The sequence below is a fragment of the Falsiroseomonas frigidaquae genome (genome assembly GCF_012163145.1).
Classification (GTDB): domain Bacteria; phylum Pseudomonadota; class Alphaproteobacteria; order Acetobacterales; family Acetobacteraceae; genus Falsiroseomonas; species Falsiroseomonas frigidaquae.
In genome coordinates this window covers 582,016-599,740 of sequence record NZ_JAAVTX010000005.1, presented here as the reverse complement: position 1 = coordinate 599,740, position 17,725 = coordinate 582,016, and the positions used below count along the sequence as shown (strand labels likewise).

16 protein-coding genes are annotated in these 17,725 nt (G+C 72.2%); 4 read left to right on the top strand and 12 right to left on the bottom strand.

What is annotated here, in order from left to right; genetic code table 11:
- Positions 1–59: 59 nt before the first annotated feature.
- Together HB662_RS19190 and HB662_RS19185 are read left to right on the top strand one after the other, a co-directional pair.
- Positions 60–788, top strand: coding sequence for an alpha/beta fold hydrolase (locus HB662_RS19190; protein ID WP_168051636.1), 729 nt, complete (start codon positions 60–62; stop codon positions 786–788).
- Positions 789–798: 10 nt separating this feature from the next.
- Positions 799–1,185 (top strand): PH domain-containing protein, encoded by a 387-nt coding sequence (locus tag HB662_RS19185; protein ID WP_168051634.1) that lies wholly within the window; start codon positions 799–801, stop codon positions 1,183–1,185.
- A 121-nt stretch (positions 1,186–1,306) separates the two neighbouring features.
- On the opposite strand, the gene HB662_RS19180 is transcribed toward HB662_RS19185, so the two are convergent.
- The 10 genes from HB662_RS19180 to HB662_RS19135 all read right to left on the bottom strand — a co-directional run bounded on the left by HB662_RS19180 (position 1,307) and on the right by HB662_RS19135 (position 12,798).
- Entirely contained in the window at positions 1,307–2,272 is a 966-nt protein-coding gene (locus HB662_RS19180; protein ID WP_168051632.1) for a D-2-hydroxyacid dehydrogenase, read from the bottom strand.
- 63 nt (positions 2,273–2,335) lie between these two features.
- On the bottom strand, positions 2,336–3,190 hold the full coding sequence (rsmA, locus tag HB662_RS19175; protein WP_171970257.1) for a 16S rRNA (adenine(1518)-N(6)/adenine(1519)-N(6))-dimethyltransferase RsmA: 855 nt from the start codon (positions 3,188–3,190) through the stop codon (positions 2,336–2,338).
- 120 nt (positions 3,191–3,310) lie between these two features.
- On the bottom strand, positions 3,311–4,633 hold the full coding sequence (locus HB662_RS19170) for a peptidylprolyl isomerase (RefSeq protein ID WP_168051630.1): 1,323 nt from the start codon (positions 4,631–4,633) through the stop codon (positions 3,311–3,313).
- A 95-nt stretch (positions 4,634–4,728) separates the two neighbouring features.
- Positions 4,729–7,038, bottom strand: coding sequence for an LPS-assembly protein LptD (locus HB662_RS19165; RefSeq protein WP_245185729.1), 2,310 nt, complete (start codon positions 7,036–7,038; stop codon positions 4,729–4,731).
- Positions 7,038–8,183, bottom strand: coding sequence for an LPS export ABC transporter permease LptG (lptG, locus tag HB662_RS19160; RefSeq protein WP_168051628.1), 1,146 nt, complete (start codon positions 8,181–8,183; stop codon positions 7,038–7,040). The genes HB662_RS19165 and lptG overlap by 1 nt, the downstream gene beginning before the upstream one ends.
- A 7-nt stretch (positions 8,184–8,190) precedes the next feature.
- A complete protein-coding gene (gene lptF / locus HB662_RS19155; protein ID WP_168051626.1) occupies positions 8,191–9,393 on the bottom strand; it encodes an LPS export ABC transporter permease LptF in 1,203 nt (400 codons plus the stop codon).
- Positions 9,394–9,472: 79 nt separating this feature from the next.
- A complete protein-coding gene (locus tag HB662_RS19150; protein ID WP_168051624.1) occupies positions 9,473–10,171 on the bottom strand; it encodes a trypsin-like peptidase domain-containing protein in 699 nt (232 codons plus the stop codon).
- A gap of 38 nt (positions 10,172–10,209) precedes the next feature.
- Positions 10,210–11,661 carry an FAD-binding oxidoreductase gene (locus tag HB662_RS19145; protein WP_168051622.1) on the bottom strand — a complete coding sequence of 484 codons (1,452 nt, stop codon included), beginning with the start codon at positions 11,659–11,661 and terminating at the stop codon, positions 10,210–10,212.
- Between the two features lie 49 nt (positions 11,662–11,710).
- Complete coding sequence (locus tag HB662_RS19140) at positions 11,711–12,241, bottom strand: chromate transporter (protein ID WP_168051620.1); 531 nt, start codon at positions 12,239–12,241, stop codon at positions 11,711–11,713.
- Positions 12,238–12,798 (bottom strand): chromate transporter, encoded by a 561-nt coding sequence (locus HB662_RS19135; protein ID WP_168051618.1) that lies wholly within the window; start codon positions 12,796–12,798, stop codon positions 12,238–12,240. The genes HB662_RS19140 and HB662_RS19135 overlap by 4 nt, the downstream gene beginning before the upstream one ends.
- A gap of 129 nt (positions 12,799–12,927) precedes the next feature.
- On the opposite strand from HB662_RS19135, the gene HB662_RS19130 reads away from it, so the two are divergent.
- Complete coding sequence (locus tag HB662_RS19130) at positions 12,928–13,905, top strand: Bug family tripartite tricarboxylate transporter substrate binding protein (protein WP_168051616.1); 978 nt, start codon at positions 12,928–12,930, stop codon at positions 13,903–13,905.
- Positions 13,906–13,996: 91 nt separating this feature from the next.
- On the opposite strand, the gene HB662_RS19125 is transcribed toward HB662_RS19130, so the two are convergent.
- Together HB662_RS19125 and HB662_RS19120 are read right to left on the bottom strand one after the other, a co-directional pair.
- Complete coding sequence (locus HB662_RS19125; protein WP_168051614.1) at positions 13,997–15,028, bottom strand: serine hydrolase domain-containing protein; 1,032 nt, start codon at positions 15,026–15,028, stop codon at positions 13,997–13,999.
- Positions 15,025–16,623 (bottom strand): ABC transporter substrate-binding protein, encoded by a 1,599-nt coding sequence (locus HB662_RS19120; protein WP_168051612.1) that lies wholly within the window; start codon positions 16,621–16,623, stop codon positions 15,025–15,027. The genes HB662_RS19125 and HB662_RS19120 overlap by 4 nt, the downstream gene beginning before the upstream one ends.
- Before the next feature lie 87 nt (positions 16,624–16,710).
- Here HB662_RS19120 and HB662_RS19115 point away from each other — a divergent pair, with 87 nt between their 5' ends.
- Complete coding sequence (locus HB662_RS19115; protein ID WP_168051610.1) at positions 16,711–17,673, top strand: LysR family transcriptional regulator; 963 nt, start codon at positions 16,711–16,713, stop codon at positions 17,671–17,673.
- Positions 17,674–17,725 lie beyond the last annotated feature (52 nt).

Sequence of the window (17,725 nt, the reverse complement as noted above, 5' to 3'; positions counted from 1 at the left end):
TGTCCCCGACTTCGCGGGCCAACTGGACGCGCACCGCCCCGCGGCATAGGACCGCGCGCATGTCCCGCGACCCCGTCCTGCTGCTGCTGCCCGGCCTGCTCTGCGACCAGCGGTTGTGGCGGGACCAGGTGGCAACGCTTGGCGCGACGCATCGCTGCGTCGTCGCCGACCTGACGCAGGACGCGACGCTGCCCGCCATGGCCGCGCGCGCCCTGGCCGCGGTGCCGGCGGCGGCGCCGATCGCCCTCGTCGGATTGTCCATGGGCGGCTATGTGGCGATGGAGGCGATGCGCCAGGCGCCCGGCCGGATCGTCCGCCTGGCGCTGATGGACACCTCCGCCCGCGCCGATACGCCGGAACAGGCGCGCAGGCGGCGCGGCCTGCTGGCGCTGTCCCGCTCCGGCCAGTTCCGCGGCGTCACCCCCCGCCTGCTGCCGCAATTGCTGCACCCGGACAATCTCGCCGGCCCCCTGGGCGAAGCAGTGCGTGACATGGCGGAGCGGGTCGGCCGCGACGCCTTCGCCCGGCAGCAGCAGGCCATCCTGGCCCGGCGCGACAGCCGCGCCCTGCTGCCCGGCATCGCCGTGCCGACGCTGGTCGCGGTGGGGGAGGCGGATGTGCTGACACCGCCGGACCTGGCCGAGGAAATCGCCAGCCTGATCCCCGGCGCCCGCCTGCACCGCATCCCCCGCACCGGCCACCTGCCGCCGATGGAGGAGCCGGAGGCGGTAACCGCCCTGCTGCATGAGTGGCTTGATGCCGCCCCATTCCCCCCGCAGCATGGTTGAGGAGGTGCCGATGCCCGAGACCGATATCCTGGTGACGCGCGAGACCAAGCGATCCTTCGGCCTGGTCCGCGGCGGGCTGGCCGTGCTGATGCTCGGCCTGCCCTTCCTCGGCCGCCAGCGCATCCGCGTGACGAATGAGCGGGTGATCATCGAGCAGGGCTTCTGGACCAAGCTGCGCGACGATGTGGAGGTGTTCCGCATCCGCGACGTCGTCTCGAAGCAGGCGATCTGGCACCGCATGCTGGGCATCGGCGACGTCGTCATCAAGGCGACCGAAGGCCGCGCGGATGAGGAGCATGTGCTGCGCGGCGTGCCGGACCCGGTCGGCGTCAGCGAGGCGATCCGAGCCGCCTGGAACGCCAGCGCACGGCCGCGGGGCAGCACCAACCTGGATTGAGGGGGAGCGCGCGCCGGGCCCCCACCCAACCCTCCCCCGCAGTGCGGGGGTGGGCTTTGCTTCTCCCTCCCCCGCACTGCGGGGGAGGGTCGGGGTGGGGGCTCTGCGCCACCCCCCGCCGTCACACCACCTGGTTGACCAACGCTTCCCCCGCCCGCAGCCGCGGCAGGTTGGCTTCCAGCAGGTCCAGCACATTGCCCTCATAGGCCCGCGTCTCGCCGCCGGTATGCGGCGTGATGAAGACGTTCGGCATGGCCCAGAGCGGGCTGGCGCCGGCCAGCGGTTCCTCCGTCGTCACGTCCAGCGCCGCCTGGCCGACCTGGCCGGAAGCCAGCGCCGCGATCAGCGCCGCCTCGTCGCACACCGCGCCGCGCGCGACATTCACCAGGGTCGCACCCGGCTTCATGGCGGCGAAGGCGGCGGCATTCATCAGGCCGCGGGTCTCCGGGGTCAGCGCGCAGGTCAGCGCGACGATGTCGGCACGACCCAGCTGCGCATGCAGCTGATCCATGCCGTGGATCTCGTCCGCGCCCTCGCTTCCCTTGGACGGGTCCTGCCGCAGCCCCACCACCTTCATGTCGAAGGCTTTGGCCAGCCGGGCCAGGCGCCCGCCGATGCGGCCGATGCCAACCACCAGCAGAATCTTGCCGCCCAGCTCATCCTCGCGCTGCGTCAGGTCGCCGATCATGCCGCGCCAATGCTGCTTCACCTGGTTGTCGCGGGCCTGCGGCAGCAGCCGGGCCTGCGCCAGGATCAGCGACATGGCGTGTTCCGACACCGCATTGGCATTGGCGCCCTGCGCCGAGGCCAGGCGGATGCCCGCACCCGCCAGCACCGCCTTGTCATACTGGTCGACGCCGGCACTGATGGACTGGATGAACTTCAGCCGCGGCGCCTTGGCCGCCAGGTGGTTGCGCCACATGCCGGAGACCAGCAGCACATCGGCCTCGGGCAGCCGCGCCTCCAGCTCATCCAGGCTCCGCACCTCGAAATGCTTCAGCTTGCCGCCGCGCTGGGCGTAGCGCTCGCTGAAGCGGTAGGCGACATGGGCGAAGCAGAGGGTAAGCTGGTCATCGGGCGGCAGCATGGCGCGTCTCTCCTGGAGCCTGGAGGCGCACCAAACCCGCGCGGCGCCGCGCAGGCAACCCCCTCAGACCCCCTGGGCGGTCGCCTCGCGGGCCAGGAGGGCGCGGGCGAGGCGGTCGAATTCGGCGATGGTCAGCGTCTCCGCCCGCCTTTCGCCGGCGATCTGCGCCGCTTCCAGCAATGCCTCCGCCTGGCCGAGCTGCTTCAGCGCACCGCGCAGCATCTTGCGCCGCTGGCCGAAGGCGGCGGCCGTGGTGCGTTCCATGGCGGCGAACAAGGCGGGGCCGGGGTCCTCGGCATGCGGGGTCAGCCCGACGACGGCGGAAAAGACCTTCGGCGGCGGCGTGAAGGCGCCGGGCGGCAGGCTGAGCAGGAACTGCGCGCGGCAGCGCCACTGCGCCAGCACGCCGAGCCTTCCATAGGCGTCGCTGCCCGGCGCGGCGCAGATCCGCTCCGCCACCTCCTGCTGGAACATCAGGGTCATGCCCTCGATCCCCGCCGCCCGGCGCAGCCAGCCGACGAGCAGGGGCGTGGCGACGTTGTAGGGCAGGTTGGCGATGATGCGGCGCGGCGCCGGCAGCTCGGCCAGCACATCCACCTCCAGCGCATCCGCCTCCCGGACCGTCAGGCGGCCAGGGTGGTGCGCGGCCAGCGCCGCCTGCGCCGCGATGGCGCGGCGGTCCAGCTCCACCGCCAGCACATGCGCGGCAGGCGTCGCCAGCAGGGCGCGGGTCAGCCCGCCGGGGCCGGGGCCGACCTCCAGCACATGCCGACCGGTCAGGTCACCGGCCAGCGCCGCGATGCGCGCGCAGACCGCCGGATCCAGCAGGAAGTGCTGGCCGAGCGACTTGCGGGCATCCAGCCCGTATTCGCGGACCGTGTCGCGGAGCGAGGGGAGGGGCGCAAGCTCACCCACCACGGCGGACCGCGCCAGCGGTCCGAGCGGCCGGATGGCCGCCGCCGCCCATGCGGCGAGCCAAGCCGCCGGAGGCGGCGCCTGGCGCCTGAAGGCTGAAAAACAGCAGTCGAGGCGTCCGCCTCAACTGCGCATCTCGATCTGCGCGCGGCGGCGCAGGTCGCGCTGCACCTGGCGGGACAGCAGCTCCGCGCGGTCGCGCAGCAGCTGGGCGCGGGCGGCCTCGGGCGTCAGCTCGGCCTGGTTCCGGGTCTCCCGCGTGCAGACCATGATGACGGCGACGCCATCGGGCGCGATCACCGGCTGGCTGGCGCGGCCCGGCTGCAGCCCGCCGATCAGCTGGCGCAGCGGCGGCGGCTGCACCGCTTCCAGGCGAACCTCGCCCGGGTTCGGGTCCCGGGTGCCGCCGGCGGCGCGCGCCGCGGCTTCCACCGCCTCGCAGCTTCGCGCCGAGTTGGACAGGGCGCGGGCCCGCTCCACCGTCTGGATCTGCTGCGGCGTCGGGTTGTTTGGGTCGAGCGCGCCGGAGAAGGGGAAGAAGGCCTGGCGCAGCGTCAGGATGGTCGCCATGTCGCGCCCCACCTCCCGCTTCTGCCGCAATGCCACGATCTGGAAGCCGCCGGGCACGCGGATCGGGTTGGCGATGGCGCCGGGCGGCATCTGGCGCACCACCTCCGCCACTTCCGCATCCAGTGCCTCCGCGCCCACCCAGCCGAGGTCGCCGCCCTGCAGCGCGGTCTGCGCCTGGCTGAACTGCGTCGCCGCCACCGGGAAGGGCACGCCGCGGCGCAGCTGGCTGACCACCTCATCGACGAAGCTGCGGACCTCGTCCTCCTCGGACGGATCATCCACCGGCACGAAGATCTCGCTGACCAGGAATTCCGGCTGGCCGGTGCGGGCGCGCTGGGATGCGATCAGCTCCGCCACCGCGGCTTCGGAAGGCTCCGCCTGCGGGCCGAGCAGTTGGCGGATCAGCCGGGCCCAGCCGATCTGCACGCGAAGCTGGTCGTACAGCACGCGGGGCTCCACCCCGGCGCGGCGCAGCTGGGCCACCAGGGCGCCGGCCGGCAGGCCGTTGCGGCGCTCCAGCTCCGCCACCGCCGTGGCGATGTCGGTATCCGTCACCGGAATGCGGCGGCGCTGCACTTCCTGCACCCGCAGGCGTTCATCCACCAGCAGCCGGGTGACCTGCGGCGTCAGCCGTCGCAGCACCTCCGGCGTCATGTTCAGCCCGGCATTCAGCGCGAACAACCGTCGCCGGCCATCCACATCGGCCTGCGTCACGATGTCCCCGTTGATCACGGCGACGATGCGGTTGACCTGTTGCGCAGCCGACGCGGTCGCATCGGCCGGGCTCCTCTGGGCCAGCACGGGGGTCGGGAGGGTCAGGATGGGTGCGCTGGCCAGGGTGGACAGCAGCAGCAGGGCTCGGGCGGTGGGGCGCATGGCGCTTTCCTAGAGCAATACCGGTCCGGGTGAAATCACCCGGGCCTGATCATCGGAAGACGGCCACGCCATCACGCGCGGGGCCGGTGGGGGTTTCACAGCGCGCGCAGACCGAAATCGCCGATCGTCTTCAGCCCGACCCGGAACAGCAACAGGGTGCCGCCGGTGTAGTCGGCCCGCGTGCTCGGGTCTTCCGCCCAGCTGCGGACGAAGCGCGTCTCGAAGATGAAGCACTCATCCTCATAGGTGGCGGAGGCCTGGGCCGCCACCGGCCGGTCCAGCCCGATGTCGTAGCGGCCGAACAGCCCGACCCGCCAGTACTCGTTCAGGCGGAACGTGCCACCGAGGGAGAACTCCTCCCGCTTCCGGGTGGTGACGTTCGGCGCCGGGTTGGTCAGCAGGTAGCCGCCGGACAGGCTGAAGGGGCCACCGAAGACCGTCGCCGTGGCATCCCACAGCCTTCCCTCGCCGGTATCCTTGTCCAGTCGGCCGCGGCCGAGCAGTTCCAGCCAGGTGACCGGCGCCAGCCGCAGCCGGCCGACCCAGTCGGAGGACCGGTTCTCCAGCCCCGAGCCATCGGCGAAGGTCTCGTCCGTGGCAAGGCGGACGGAGCGCCCCGCGAGACCCTCGATCTGCCCGCCATTGGGGAACAGCCAGGCGCCCCGCAGCGCCGCATCCGCCCGCGTGCCGCCCTCGAAGCGGTCGCGGCCGTAGAAGCGGTTCAGGCTGAACAGGTTGGCGTCGGTGAATTCGAAATCGACGCTGTCCTCGTTCGGGAAGCGAAGCTGCGATCCGGTGGCCGGGCCGGTCACCACCTGCACCCGCGGCTCGATGATCTGGGACCCGTATTCGCCCGCGCTGCGGACGAAGGGCATGCGCCAATCCAGCGCGGTGCGGATATGCCCTCGGCCGAAGAAGCCATCCCCGCCGGCATCGCCGTAGGTGGGCGCCAGCGCCAGCCCATCGACCCAGCCGCCGACCAGGTCGGCATGGGTGCGGAAGGTCCAGATGTCGCCCATGCCGCCGATCAGCGGCAGTTCATAGGTGGTGCGGGTGGCGACGCGCCGGGTATCCGTGCCGCTGGAGCGGAACAGGCTGAAGGCGGAGGCATCCACCGTGAATCGCCCGCCGAGGCCGTCATTCGGGAAGACGTAGTCGGCATAGCCGCGCGGCAGCACGAAGGGGGTCAGGTCGGTCGAATTGGCGGCGTCGAGCCCCTGGTACAGCATCGAGTCGATGCGGGCGTAGCCTTCCGCGCCCCAGAAGCCTTCGGCATAGGCCGTGGTGGTCAGCACCCGCGGCGCGCCATAGCGCCAGGCTTGCAGGTATTCGCGGGAGGAGGCGCGGTTCACGGCGAAGCCGACCCGCCAATTCTCGTCCAGCGTGAAGCGGCCCTGGGAGAAGACGTGCCCGCCGATGCCATCCGCATCCGTGCCGTCCAGGTTGCCGATCGAGCCCTCGAAGGTCACCTCGCCACTGTTGAAGCGCCGGCGATAGGCGCCGCCCAGGTTGGGCACCTGGTCGGTGGAGGCGGTGACGCTGATGGTCGCGTCCGAATGGTCGTCGATCGCCCAGTAGTAGGGCAGCTCCGCGAAGCCGCCGAGGAAGCGGGTCTGCCCGAAGGTGGGCGACAGGAAGCCGGAGGCGCGCGGCGCATCCGGCGAGGCATGGCTGAAATAGGGGGTATACAGCAGCGGCACGCCGCCGAACTGCACCGCGGCGTCCCGGTAGCGCACCCGCTGCTCCACGCTGTCGAGCGTGGCGATCCGCGCCCGCAACTGCCACAGCGGCGGCCGCGTCGGGTCCTCCGGGCACAGGTCGCAGGAGGAATAGACGACCCGCGCAAGGTCGGTGACGGTGCCGCCGGTGCGCCGGGCGCCGGCGGCGGCGACGCGCGCATTGGCGGCGAGCAGGCCGCGGATGCCCTCGATCGCGGCATCGCGCATGCCATCGGTCAGTTCCACCCGGTCGGCGAACAGGGTCTGCCCGTCCGGCTCAATCAGCGCCACGTTGCCGGTGGCGGTGGCGACCCCGGTGTCGCGGTCATAGGTGAATTCATCGGCGCGCAGCACGCGGTCGCCCTGCCAGGCTTCCACCTTGCCGCGCGCGGTCACCATGTTGGTGGTCTGGTCGTATTCGACCTCATCCGCCGTGAAGGTGACGGGGCCCTCGCCGACGGCGCGGTTGCCGAGGCCCATCAGGCCCTGCTGGGCGCCTGGCCCGGTGGGCCACAGCACCATGCCGAGGGCCGTCAGTGCCACCAGCCCGGCCAGGCCCAGCCTGGTCCGGCCCGGCGGCGGCGCGGCGGGGCCAGAAGGCGCGATAGGTGCGGCAGGCGCGGCGGGTCGCGCCACCGGCCGGATCGGCGGCGGCAGCTTGCGGGATGGCCGGGTGGTCGGCGGCATCAGCCATCCTCCAGGTGCAGCAACAGGGCCAGCGCCAGCAGCAGCCCGGCCAGCGTCGGCGCCCAGGCGGCCAGGATCACGGGCAGGGAACCGGCCTCGCCCATCTCGTTGCTCACCTTGTCCAGTACGAACAGGGCAAAGCCCGCGGCGACGCCGCCGCCGATCATCTGCGCCACGCCGCCGCGCCGGGTCTGGCGCATGGAGAAGCCGGCGGCGAGCAGTGCCATGCCCAGCGCCAGCGCCGGCAGGGCCAGCAGCGACTGGAACTGGATGCGATGGCGCACGGCGGAAAAACCGGCCTCCTCCAGCACCGCGATGAAGCGGGGCAGCGCCCAGAAATCGAGCGTTTCCGGCGAGGCGAAGCTGTCCTGGATGCGGTCGGGCGTCAATTCGGTGGGCAGGCTGACGCGCATCGCCGGGCTGGCCCTGCGGTCGGCGCCGAAGCTCACCGCATCCTCGAACACCCAGGCGCCATCGATCAGCCGGGCGCGCGGCGCCTCCAGCCGGGCCAGCGGCCGGTCATCGGCGGAAAGCCGCCACACCGTCACTTCCTGCAATTCGAAGCGCGGCCCGCGCCGCAGCGGGTCCCCGGCCCCCGGCGCATCGCGCATCGCGACGGGGCGGCCGGAGATGATGGCCACCCCATGCGGGTCCAGCGCCCGGTCCGCCTGCCGCAGCCACAGCCGCCCGCCGGCGAGGGAGGACAGGCCGCCGCCGGTCCGCAGGAAGGACATGTCCATCCGCTCGGCCCGCGCCAGCAGGGCGGAGGAGACGGGAGAGATGCCGAAGGTGCCCAGCATGCCGAGCAGCAGCGCCACCACCAGTGGCCCGGTCAGGAACCCCCAGGCGGAAATGCCGGCGGCGCGGGCCACGATCAGCTCGGAGGACCGGGTCAGCCGCCAGAAGGCGATGATGCCGCCGAGCAGGATGGCGAAGGGCAGGATCTGCAGCGCCACGAAGGGCAGCCGCATCGCCGCGATCTGCAGCGGGATGGAATAGCCGACATCCGGCCGCGTCGCCGCCCGGCGCAGCAGCTCGATGAAGTCGAACAGCGCAACCAGGCCGATCAGCGCGGCCATCACCAGCAGGGTAGCGGCGAGGAAGCCGCGCGCCACATAGCCGGTCAGCGTGGGGGTGAGGACCATGCGGGGCTCAGCCGGCCGAAATGGAGGCGGGGGGCATCGAACCGGGGGGCATCGAGCCGGGAGGCATCGGCGCGGGGCGGAAGCGGGGCAGGCCCGGCGCGCCCACCAGCCACCAGGCGGCGATCACGCCGGGCAGGGTGGCATGCACCCAGATCAGCCAGACGAAGGCGTTATCGCGCGTCGCCAGGTTGCCGATGGTCAGCCCCATCGCCAGCAGCCCCACCACCAGCCCGACGCCGATCGCCAGCCGCAGCCCGCCGCCGTGCCGCCGGAACTGGCCGGTCAGCGCCACGGCCATGCCGACCAGCGCGAAAGTCAGCGCCGTCAGCGGCGCGGAAAGCCGCTGATGCGCCTCGCCCACGAAACGGGAGATTTCCCGCGGGCGCAACTGCTCGGCCGGGTCGGGGTTCAGCAATTCGGCGACGCTGCGTTCCCGCGAATCGCGGAAGCGCACTTCCTCCTGCCGCGTGGCGCGGGCCAGATCCACGCTGTTCTCCTGGAAGCTGAGCACCGACAGCCGCATGGTGGCGGGCGTACCGGGCGGCGACCCGGCCGGCGGCGGCACGCGTTCCATCTGCTGCCGCACGCCGTTCTGCAGCGTAACCCGCGGGCCGTAGGGGCCGTTGGTGATGCGGCCGACCTCGGCCAGGATGGTGGCAGGCGCCCCGGCCTCCCGTGCATCATGCACCAGGATGCCGCGCAGGGTGCCGTCGCGGTCGCGCAGCCGGGCATAGACCGTGAGGTCGCCACCGACCGAGGAGAACACGCCTTCCTGCACCAGGATCGCCGCCATTTCGTTGCGGATCTCATATTGCCAGATGCGGAAGGCGGTGTGCGACATCGGCACCAGCCACAGGTTCAGCGCATAGCCGATGCCGACGGAGACCAGGGCCAGCAGCATCGCCGGCCGCGCCAGGCGAAGCTGGGACAGGCCGGCGGCGCGCATCACCACCAGTTCGCGGTCGCTGTTCATCCGCACATAGATGAACAGCACCACCACGAAGGTGGTGATCGGCAGGATCACGGCCACGAAGCCCGGCAGCATCAGGCCGGTGAGCTGCACGAAGACGGACAGCGACAGCCCCCGGTCCAGCACCAGTTCCATGAAGCGCAGCGACTGGGTCAGCCAGACCAGCGCAGCCAGCCCGCAGGTGACGGCAAGCAGGCCGCCGACGAGCTGGCGCAGGATATAGCGGTCGATCCGTGTCATCCGGCCCCTTCTACCAGCCGCAGGGGGCGGGCTGCAAAGGACCCTGCCAGGGGTGTATCGATCGGCGGATCGGTCCGGGTCACGGGCCGGCGGTGCCGCCGCGCGTGGCGGCCAGGAAACGCGCGACCACCGGCGCCGGCACCAGCCGGGTCCGCGGCTGGGCGGCCTGGCCTGGGGCAGGCTCGTCCCGGTGGCTGACCAGCCCGGCGAGGCAGCCGGACGCCGCCTCGAACACCGCGCCGCCGGAATCGCCCGGCGCCAGGGTTTCCGGGATTTCCAGGTACATGCCGAAGCGCGAATCGGTCTCCCGCACCACGCCCAGCAGGCGGGTACGGTGCTGCCGGCGCGGCGTCACCAGCAGGGCCGGCGTGCCCGCCGCGGGCAGGCCGGCGCAGAGCGTCGCGGTGCCGAGGCTGGGCAACGGCCGCAGCGGCACCACCAGCGCCACATCCTCCCCGCCCAGATAGAGCTGGCCGATGTCGCGATCGATGCGGTCCTGCCCGGCGCGGACCAGCCGCGCGGGGGCGGGCGCGCCGCCCACCGAAAGCACCAGCGGCCCGGCGCCGGCGGGGCAGGTGCCGCGCAGGCGCTGGGCGGAGCCATCCACCACATGCGCCGCCGTCACGAAACGCCCCTCGCCGAGGTGGATCGCCGCCCCTGTCGCCAGGCAGCGCGGTGACTCACCGGAGCGGAGCTGCGCCACCGCGGTTGCCGCCCGCAGCGCCAGATCCGGTGCGCGCGGCGCCGGCGTGGCGCAGCCGGCCAGCGTCAGCGCCAACGCCAGTGGCCCGGGCAGCAGCAGCAGCAGATGGCGGATCAGGGGAAGACCTTGCCCGGATTCATCAGGCCCCAGGGGTCCAGCGCGGCCTTGATGCGGCGCATCGTGTCCAGCTCCGCCCCACCGCGCCATTCCGGCATCATGTCGGTCTTGAGGCGCCCGATGCCGTGCTCGGCGCTGAAGGAACCGTCCATTTCCCGCACGATCTCGTTCACGCAATCCATGATGTCGTGGCTGCGCGCCAGGAAGGCGGCCGGGTCCATGCCCGGCGGCTGTTCCAGGTTCATGTGGATGTTGCCGTCGCCGATATGGCCGAAGGGCACCGGCCGGCTGCCCGGGATCAGTGCCTCCAGCGCCGCGGAGCAGCGCCGGATCATCTCCGGCACGCGGGAGACGGGGACGGAGACATCGGATTTCACCGAGGCGCCCTCCCGCTTCTGCGCTTCCGGATGTTCCTCCCGGATCTTCCACAGCTTCTGGGCCTGGGCTTCCGACTCGGCCAACACCGCGTCCAGCACCTCGCCGGCCTCCATCGCCTCGGCCAGCAGGCTCTCGGCCATGTCGCGCAGCCCGGCATCGGGGCGGGGGGAGGCGAGATCGACCAGCACGTAGTGGTCGGCCCGGCTGGCCACCGGAAGGCTGACGCCCTCGATATGCTTCAGGCAGAAATCGACGCCGGTGCCGGACATGTACTCGAAGGCGCGCACGGCGCTTTCGTCCCGGTCGCGGAAGCGGCGGAACAGCGCCAGCGCCGCCTCCGCATCCGCCACGGCGCAGAAGGCCAGCGCGGTGTCGCGCGGGCGAGGGTACATCCGCAGCACCGCGGCGGTGATGAAGCCCAGCGTGCCCTCCGCCCCGGTGAACAGGTGGCGCAGCGCGTAGCCGGTATTGTCCTTGCGCAGCCGGCGCAGCCCGTCCCAGACCTGCCCATCGGGCAGCACCACCTCCAGCCCCAGCATCAATTCGCGGGCATTGCCGTAGCGCACCGTGGTGTTGCCGCCGGCATTGGTGGACAGCACGCCGCCGATGGTGGCCGTGCCCTCCGCCCCCAGGCTGAGCGGGAACAGGCAGCCGGCTTCCGCCGCCGCGTTCTGTGCCGCCTTCAGCACCACCCCGGCTTCCGCCGTCATGGTCAGATCCACCGGGTCGATGGCGCGGATGCGGTTCAGTCGGGCCAGGCTGACCACCACCTGCTTGCCGCTCTCATCCGGCGTGGCGCCGCCGACCATGGAGGTATTGCCCCCCTGCGGCACCATCGGCACCCCTGCCGCGGCGCACAGTTTCACCGCGGCGGCGAGCTCGGCGGTATCGGCCGGCCGCACCACGCAGGGCGTCGCGCCGCGGTACAGCGCGCGCCAATCGGCCAGATGCGGTTCCAGATCCTCCGGCGCCGTCAGCAGGCCGCGCGGGCCGAGCAGGCTGGCCAGGGCATCGAGCAGGCCTGGCGGAGTGACGGGGGGCGGATTGGGGGCGTTGGATGTATCGGGCATGGTCGCGCCTCACTACCATTGCGAAAGAGGGGCGCCCAGCGCCGCCCATCTAGAGAAACAGCGCACCCAGTGCCGCGCCGCCGGCCAGCACCCAGAGCGGCGACCGGTTGCTGCGCCAGACGAACAGGGTGGACCCCACCGTCACCGCCAGGGCCAGCCCGTTCACCGCCGCTGCCTGCGCCAGGATGATGCCGGAGGAGAAGATGAGGCCGACCGCCACCGGCACCAGCCCCTTCTCCATGGTCCGCAACCAGGCCGCGCCCGCCAGCCGCGACCGCAGGCGGGAGAAGCCGTAGGCCAGCAGCCCGGCCGGGCCGGTCATCGCCAGGATGGCCACCAGCATCCCGGTCAGCCCCGCCACATGCCAGCCGATCAGCCCCACCACCAGCACGTTCGGGCCCGGCGCGGCCTGGGCCAGGGCGAATAGCTGCGCGAAGCGCGCATCGGTCATCCAGCCATGCACATCGACCACCAGCCGGTTCATCTCCGGCACCACCGCGATGCCGCCCCCCACCGCGATCAGCGAGATCGCCAGGAAGCCGATCGCGAGCTGGCCGAGCGCATCCCCATCCTCGCTCATGCCCGCGCCCTCCCGCTCCACCAGGCCGCCAGGATGCCGAGCGGCGCCAGGCCGAGCACGATCCAGGGCAGCGGCAGCCGCAGCACCGCGCCCGCCACCAGCGCCGCGATGCCCACCGCCAGGATCGGCCAGGCCGGCTTCAGGTTCTGCGTGATGCGCGCCGCGGTGCCCAGGATCATCCCCGCCGCCGCCGCCGCGGTTCCGGCCAGCACCGCCTTCACCAGCGGCACCTCGCCATAGGCGTCATGCAGGATGGCGAGCCCCACCAGTACCAGCATCGGCCCGCCGAACAGGCCAACGCTGGCGGCCAGCGCGCCCAGCCCGCCCCGGAACCGCTCACCGAGCTGGATCGCGACATTCAGCGCGTTCGGGCCTGGCAGCACCTGGCCGAGGCCCAGCACCTCGGCATATTCCTGTTCCGTCACCCAGCCGCGTTCCTCCACCAGAACGCGGCGCGCCCAGGCATTGACGCCGCCGAAGCCGATCAGGCCGATTCGGAGATAGGTGAAGAACAGGGCGGAGACGGTGGGCCGGGGCCGCCCGGCGGTATCTGACATGCAGCCAAGGGACCGCGTGGGGCGTTCCGGATCAAGCCCTGTCCGCTGCATTCCCGCGCTGCGTCACAACCGATTGCGCTGCGCCGCCGCCGGACGCAGAACCGCCTTCTCCGACCGAGAGACTCCGACATGATCCTCCGCCGCTCGCTTCTCGCCTCCAGCCTGGCCGCGCCGCTCCTTGCCGCAGGCGGCGCCGCCGAGGCGCAGGGGGCCTATCCCAGCCGCCCCGTCCGCCTCCTGCTCGCCTTCGCACCGGGCGGCGGCACCGACCTGATCGCCCGTACCCTGGGCGCCGCGATGACCCCCAGCCTGGGCCAGACCCTGGTGGTGGAGAACCGCCCCGGCGCCGGCGGCAACATCGCCACCGAAGCCGTGGCCAGCGCCCGGCCGGATGGCTACACGCTGCTGATGGGCAACCACGGCCCGATGAGCGTCAACGTCTCCCTGTTCCGCAACATGCGGGTGAACCCGGAAACGGCGCTGGAGCCGATCGGCCTGGTCGCCGACGCGCCGCTGATCGTGGTGGTCGGCCCGGCCTCCAAGGCCACCAACCTGCCGGAGCTGCTGGCGGAAATCCGCGCCGCCCGTGGCAACATCAACTACGCCAGCGCCTCCAACGGCTCCGCCAGCCACCTCGCCGCGGCGCTGATGCTGCAGATGGCGGGGCTGCAGGCGGAACACGTGCCGTTCCGCGGCGCCGCCCCGGCGCTGACCGACGTGGTCGCCGGCCACCTGCACTTCATGGTGACCACGCTGCCTTCCGTGGTCGGGCTGATGACCAGCAATGCGGTGCGGCCGCTGGCGGTGACGGGCGATGCGCGCATGGCGCTGTTCCCCAATATCCCGACCGTGGCGGAGACGATCCCGACCTACAAGGCGACCGCCTGGTACGGCATCCTGGCGCCGAAGGGGACGCCGGAGCCGATCCGCGCGCATATCTTCGCCTCGATGCGCGCCGCCCTGTCCGAGCCGGATGTGGTGCGCCGCCTGCGCGACGAGGGGGCCGAGCCGTCCTCCATGGACGGCGCCGGCTTTGCCGCGCTGATCAAGTGGGAGCGGGAACGCTGGGCGACGGTGGTGCGCCAGGCCGGCATCACGGTGGATTGAGCGACCCCGAAGCCCTCTCCCCCCGACGGGGGGAGAGGGCTGGGTGAGAGGGGCGCCGCCCGCTATGCGCCGCCCGGTCAGTTCCCCCTGGTCAGCCCCTGGCGTCCAGCACCGCCTGGCCCAGCGCCACCATCTCCCCGGCCGAGACGGAGGGCAGGTCGCCGAGGTCGATCCCGGCATTGCGCTTCAGGGCGCGCTCATCGCTGATCGCCCGGCGATGCACCATCAGCAGGTCGAGCCGCGGCAGGCCGAGGATGAACTGCCCATAATGGCCGGAGCCGAGGAAGGCACCCTGCCATTCCGGCGCGTCGCTGTGCATCGGCAGCCACCAGTAATAGCCATAGCCCATGCCGCGCCCGGCGAAGCGGCCCTGCATGTCTTCCGGCCGCACATGCGGCGCCAGGCTCTCCCGCACCCAGGCTTCCGGCACGACCTGCTGCCCGGCCCAGCGCCCGCCACGCAGCGTCAGCAGCCCCACCCGCGCCATGTCCCGGCCAGACAGGAACATGTGGTAGGCGCGGAAGCGCGACCGGTCCGGATAGCCCAGCATGCGCTGGCGTGCCCGGTCGAAATCCTCGAAGCCGAGCGGAATGGCCAGCTGGTCGCGTAGCGCATCATGCACGGCGATGCCGGTGAGCTGCTCGAAGATCGCGCCGGCGACGTTGAAGTCCCAGTTGTTGTAGTGGAAATGCGTGCCCGGCGGATGCGCACCGCGCGGCGGCGTGCCGGCATCGTCGCCGCCCGGGCTGCCGGCCGGGGCATAGACGCCGGACCGGCTGGTCAGGATGTCGCGGATCGTCGCCTGGCGTTCCTGTGGCAGCAGGCCCTGCACATCATCGATGCCGAGCTGTTCCAGAGTCAGCGACAGGTCGATCCGCCCGGCCTCGACATGCGGGCCATAGAGCAGGGACAGGATGCTCTTGCGGGTGGAGGCCAGGTAGCTGACCTCCGCCACGTCGCCATGGCGATAGGCCACGCGGCCGCCCGAGACGACCATGAAGGAGGTGGTGGTCAGCCCGCGCAGGGTCTCGGTGAAGCGCGCCAGCGCCGCCGGGTCGAAGCCCGCCGCCGCCGCATCCACATCCGCCCAGCCAGCGGTGGGGAAGGTCTCGTCCCGCATCATGGTGCCGCCCGCCGCACGTCCTTGGCCAGCGTCCGCTCATCCAGCCGCGGCGCATAGGTCAGGCCGCGCCGCAGCGCCCAGCTGTTGGTCTGGTGGTACAGCGGGATGATGGCGGCATCCTCCATGGCGAGGCGCGTGGCCTCGCGCAGCATCTCCTCCCGCGCCGGATCCTCGAAGGTGCCGGCGGCCCGCGCCACCAGGCTGTCCAGCGCCGGGTTGCCGTAGCCGGTGGTGTTGCCGGCGCCGATGCCGCGCGCCTGGTCCGGCGTGCCGAGCACGTTCACCAGCATGGAGGTGGCATCGAAGGTCGCGTTCCCCAGCCCCACCACATGGATCGCGAAGCTGCCGCGCTGCGTCGCATAGGTGCTCCAGGGCAGGGAGGCGACGCTGGTGCGCACGCCGATCCGCGTCCACATCTGCGCCACGGCCTGCGCGACGGAGGTGGCGCCGGGGTAGCGGTCCGTCGGCACATGCAGGGTCAGGCGGAAGCCGCCCGGATAGCCGGCGGCGGCGAGCAGCGCGCGGGCGCGGTCGGGCGCCGCCTCGCCGACCGTCAGCGCCGGCACGGCGGAGAAGGTGCCCTGCGGCAGGATCTGCGCGGTGGGTGCCGCGGTACCTTCCAGCACGCGCTCCGCCAGGCCGGTGCGGTTGATGGCGAGCGACAGCGCCTGCCGCACCTCACGCCGCGCCAGCGGGTTGGCGGGCAGGGCGCTGCCATCCGCCGCGGTGACGAAGGGCGCCGGCGCAGTATCGCCATGCCGGGGGGCAAGGTAGATCACGCGCAGGCCCGCGGCGCTGACCACCACCACCTCCGCCGTGTTGCGCAGCCGCGGCAGGTCGGATGCGCTGGGCATCTCGATCATGTCCACATCGCCCGACAACAGCGCAGCGGTGCGGCCAGCCGGGTTGGGCATCATGCGATAGCTCGCATCCTCCCACGCCACCGGCGCGCCCCACCAGGCGGGGTTGCGCTCCAGCTCGATCCGGTCGCCCGGGCGGAAGCTGCGCAGGCGGAAGGCACCGGTGCCGATCGCGGCGCGGCCGGCGTTGAAATCCGCGGTCGTCGCATCCTCCGCCACATGGCGCGCGATCACCGCGACATTCACCAGGTCGCCCGGCAGGCCGGGGGAGGGGCCGCGCGTCTCGATCCGCAGCGTCGTCGCATCGACGCCGGTGACGCTGGCGATGTTGCGCAGGAATCCGCCGAAGCCGCCGGGGCTGTTCGGTACGTTGCGCGCGCGGGTGAAGCTGAAGGCGATGTCGTCGGCGGTCAGCGGGCGGCCATCATGCCAGGTCACGCCGGGGCGCAGGCGGAATTCCCATACACGCTCGGACACCGGCCGCCAGGATTCGGCCAGCCCCGGCGCCAGCGCCCCATCGGCGCCGCGTTCCACCAGCCGATCGAAGATCTGCATGGCGATGCTGTTGTTGGGGGAGGCGTTGTAGAAATGCGGATCCACCGAGGTGACGGCGCCGGCCATGCCGATGCTCAGGGTCTCGGCCCTGGCCGGGTTGGCGGCCACCGCCACCAGGCAGGCCAGTCCGGCCAGGCCCAGCCGGGCGTCGCGAAGGCTCCGAGGCCGATCATGCAGCATGGCGAGGCATCCCCTTCAGCATTCAAGCGGCCGGAATTGTCATGGCCGCCCCGCCAATCGGTCAAATCGATGCTAGGCATTCGGACCATGCACCGTACGAATGAGATGGCGGCCATCCGGTCGCTGCTGGCGCTGGACCTCAACCTGTTGAAGGTGCTGGACGCGCTGTGGAAATGCCGCGGCATCACCGCGGCCGGCCGGATGATCGGCCTGTCGCAGCCCGCCGTGAGCCACGCCCTGCAGCGGCTGCGCCTGGCCTTCGCGGATGACCTGTTCGTGCGCGGCCCCGGCGTCCTGGTGCCGACACCGCGCGGCACCGAACTCTGCCTCGCCGCCGTCGCGGCGCTGGAAGGGCTGGAGCAGGCCATCCTTCCCTCCGCGCCGTTCCGGCCGGAGGCGAGCGATCGGCGCTTCCGCATCGGCATGAACGACCATGTCTCCGCCACGCTGCTGCCCCTGCTGCTCAGGGCGCTCGGCAGCGTCGCGCCGGCGATTTCGCTGGAGGTGATCCACCTGCCGCGCGGCCAGAACCAGGATGGGCCGGTCCTGCCTCGGCTGCTGGATGAGGGGCAGGTGGAGTTGGCGCTCGGCCAGATCGACACCCTGCCGCCGCGCTGCCAACGGCAGGCGCTGCGCCAGGACCCGCATGTCTGCGTCCTGGCCGAACGGGGCTGGGACGCGACCGGATGCTTCGACATGGCGGCCTTCCTGGCGCGGCGGCATGTCCGCGTCTCCTCCTTCCCCGGGCGGCTGAGCTGGATGGACCAGGCGCTGGAGGCGCAGGGGCTGCGGCGGCGGATTGCCGTCACGGTGCCGCATTTCCAGGCGGCGCTGCATGTCGTCGCCGCGACGGACCTGGTGACCACCCTGCCGCTCGGCGCCGTTGCGCCCTTCGCGGAGGCGCTGCGCCTGCGCATTCTGCCCTCGCCCCTGCCGGAGCGCCTGCATCGGCTCGACATGGCCTGGCTCAAGGCGATGGACGGCGATGCGGGCCTCGCCTGGCTGCGCGGCATCGTGCTCGCCGCCGCCGGGCCGACGATGGGGGCCTGACGGGCGCCGGACCGGTGCATGGCGGTCCGCCGCGCCGCGTGATCCACTCCCC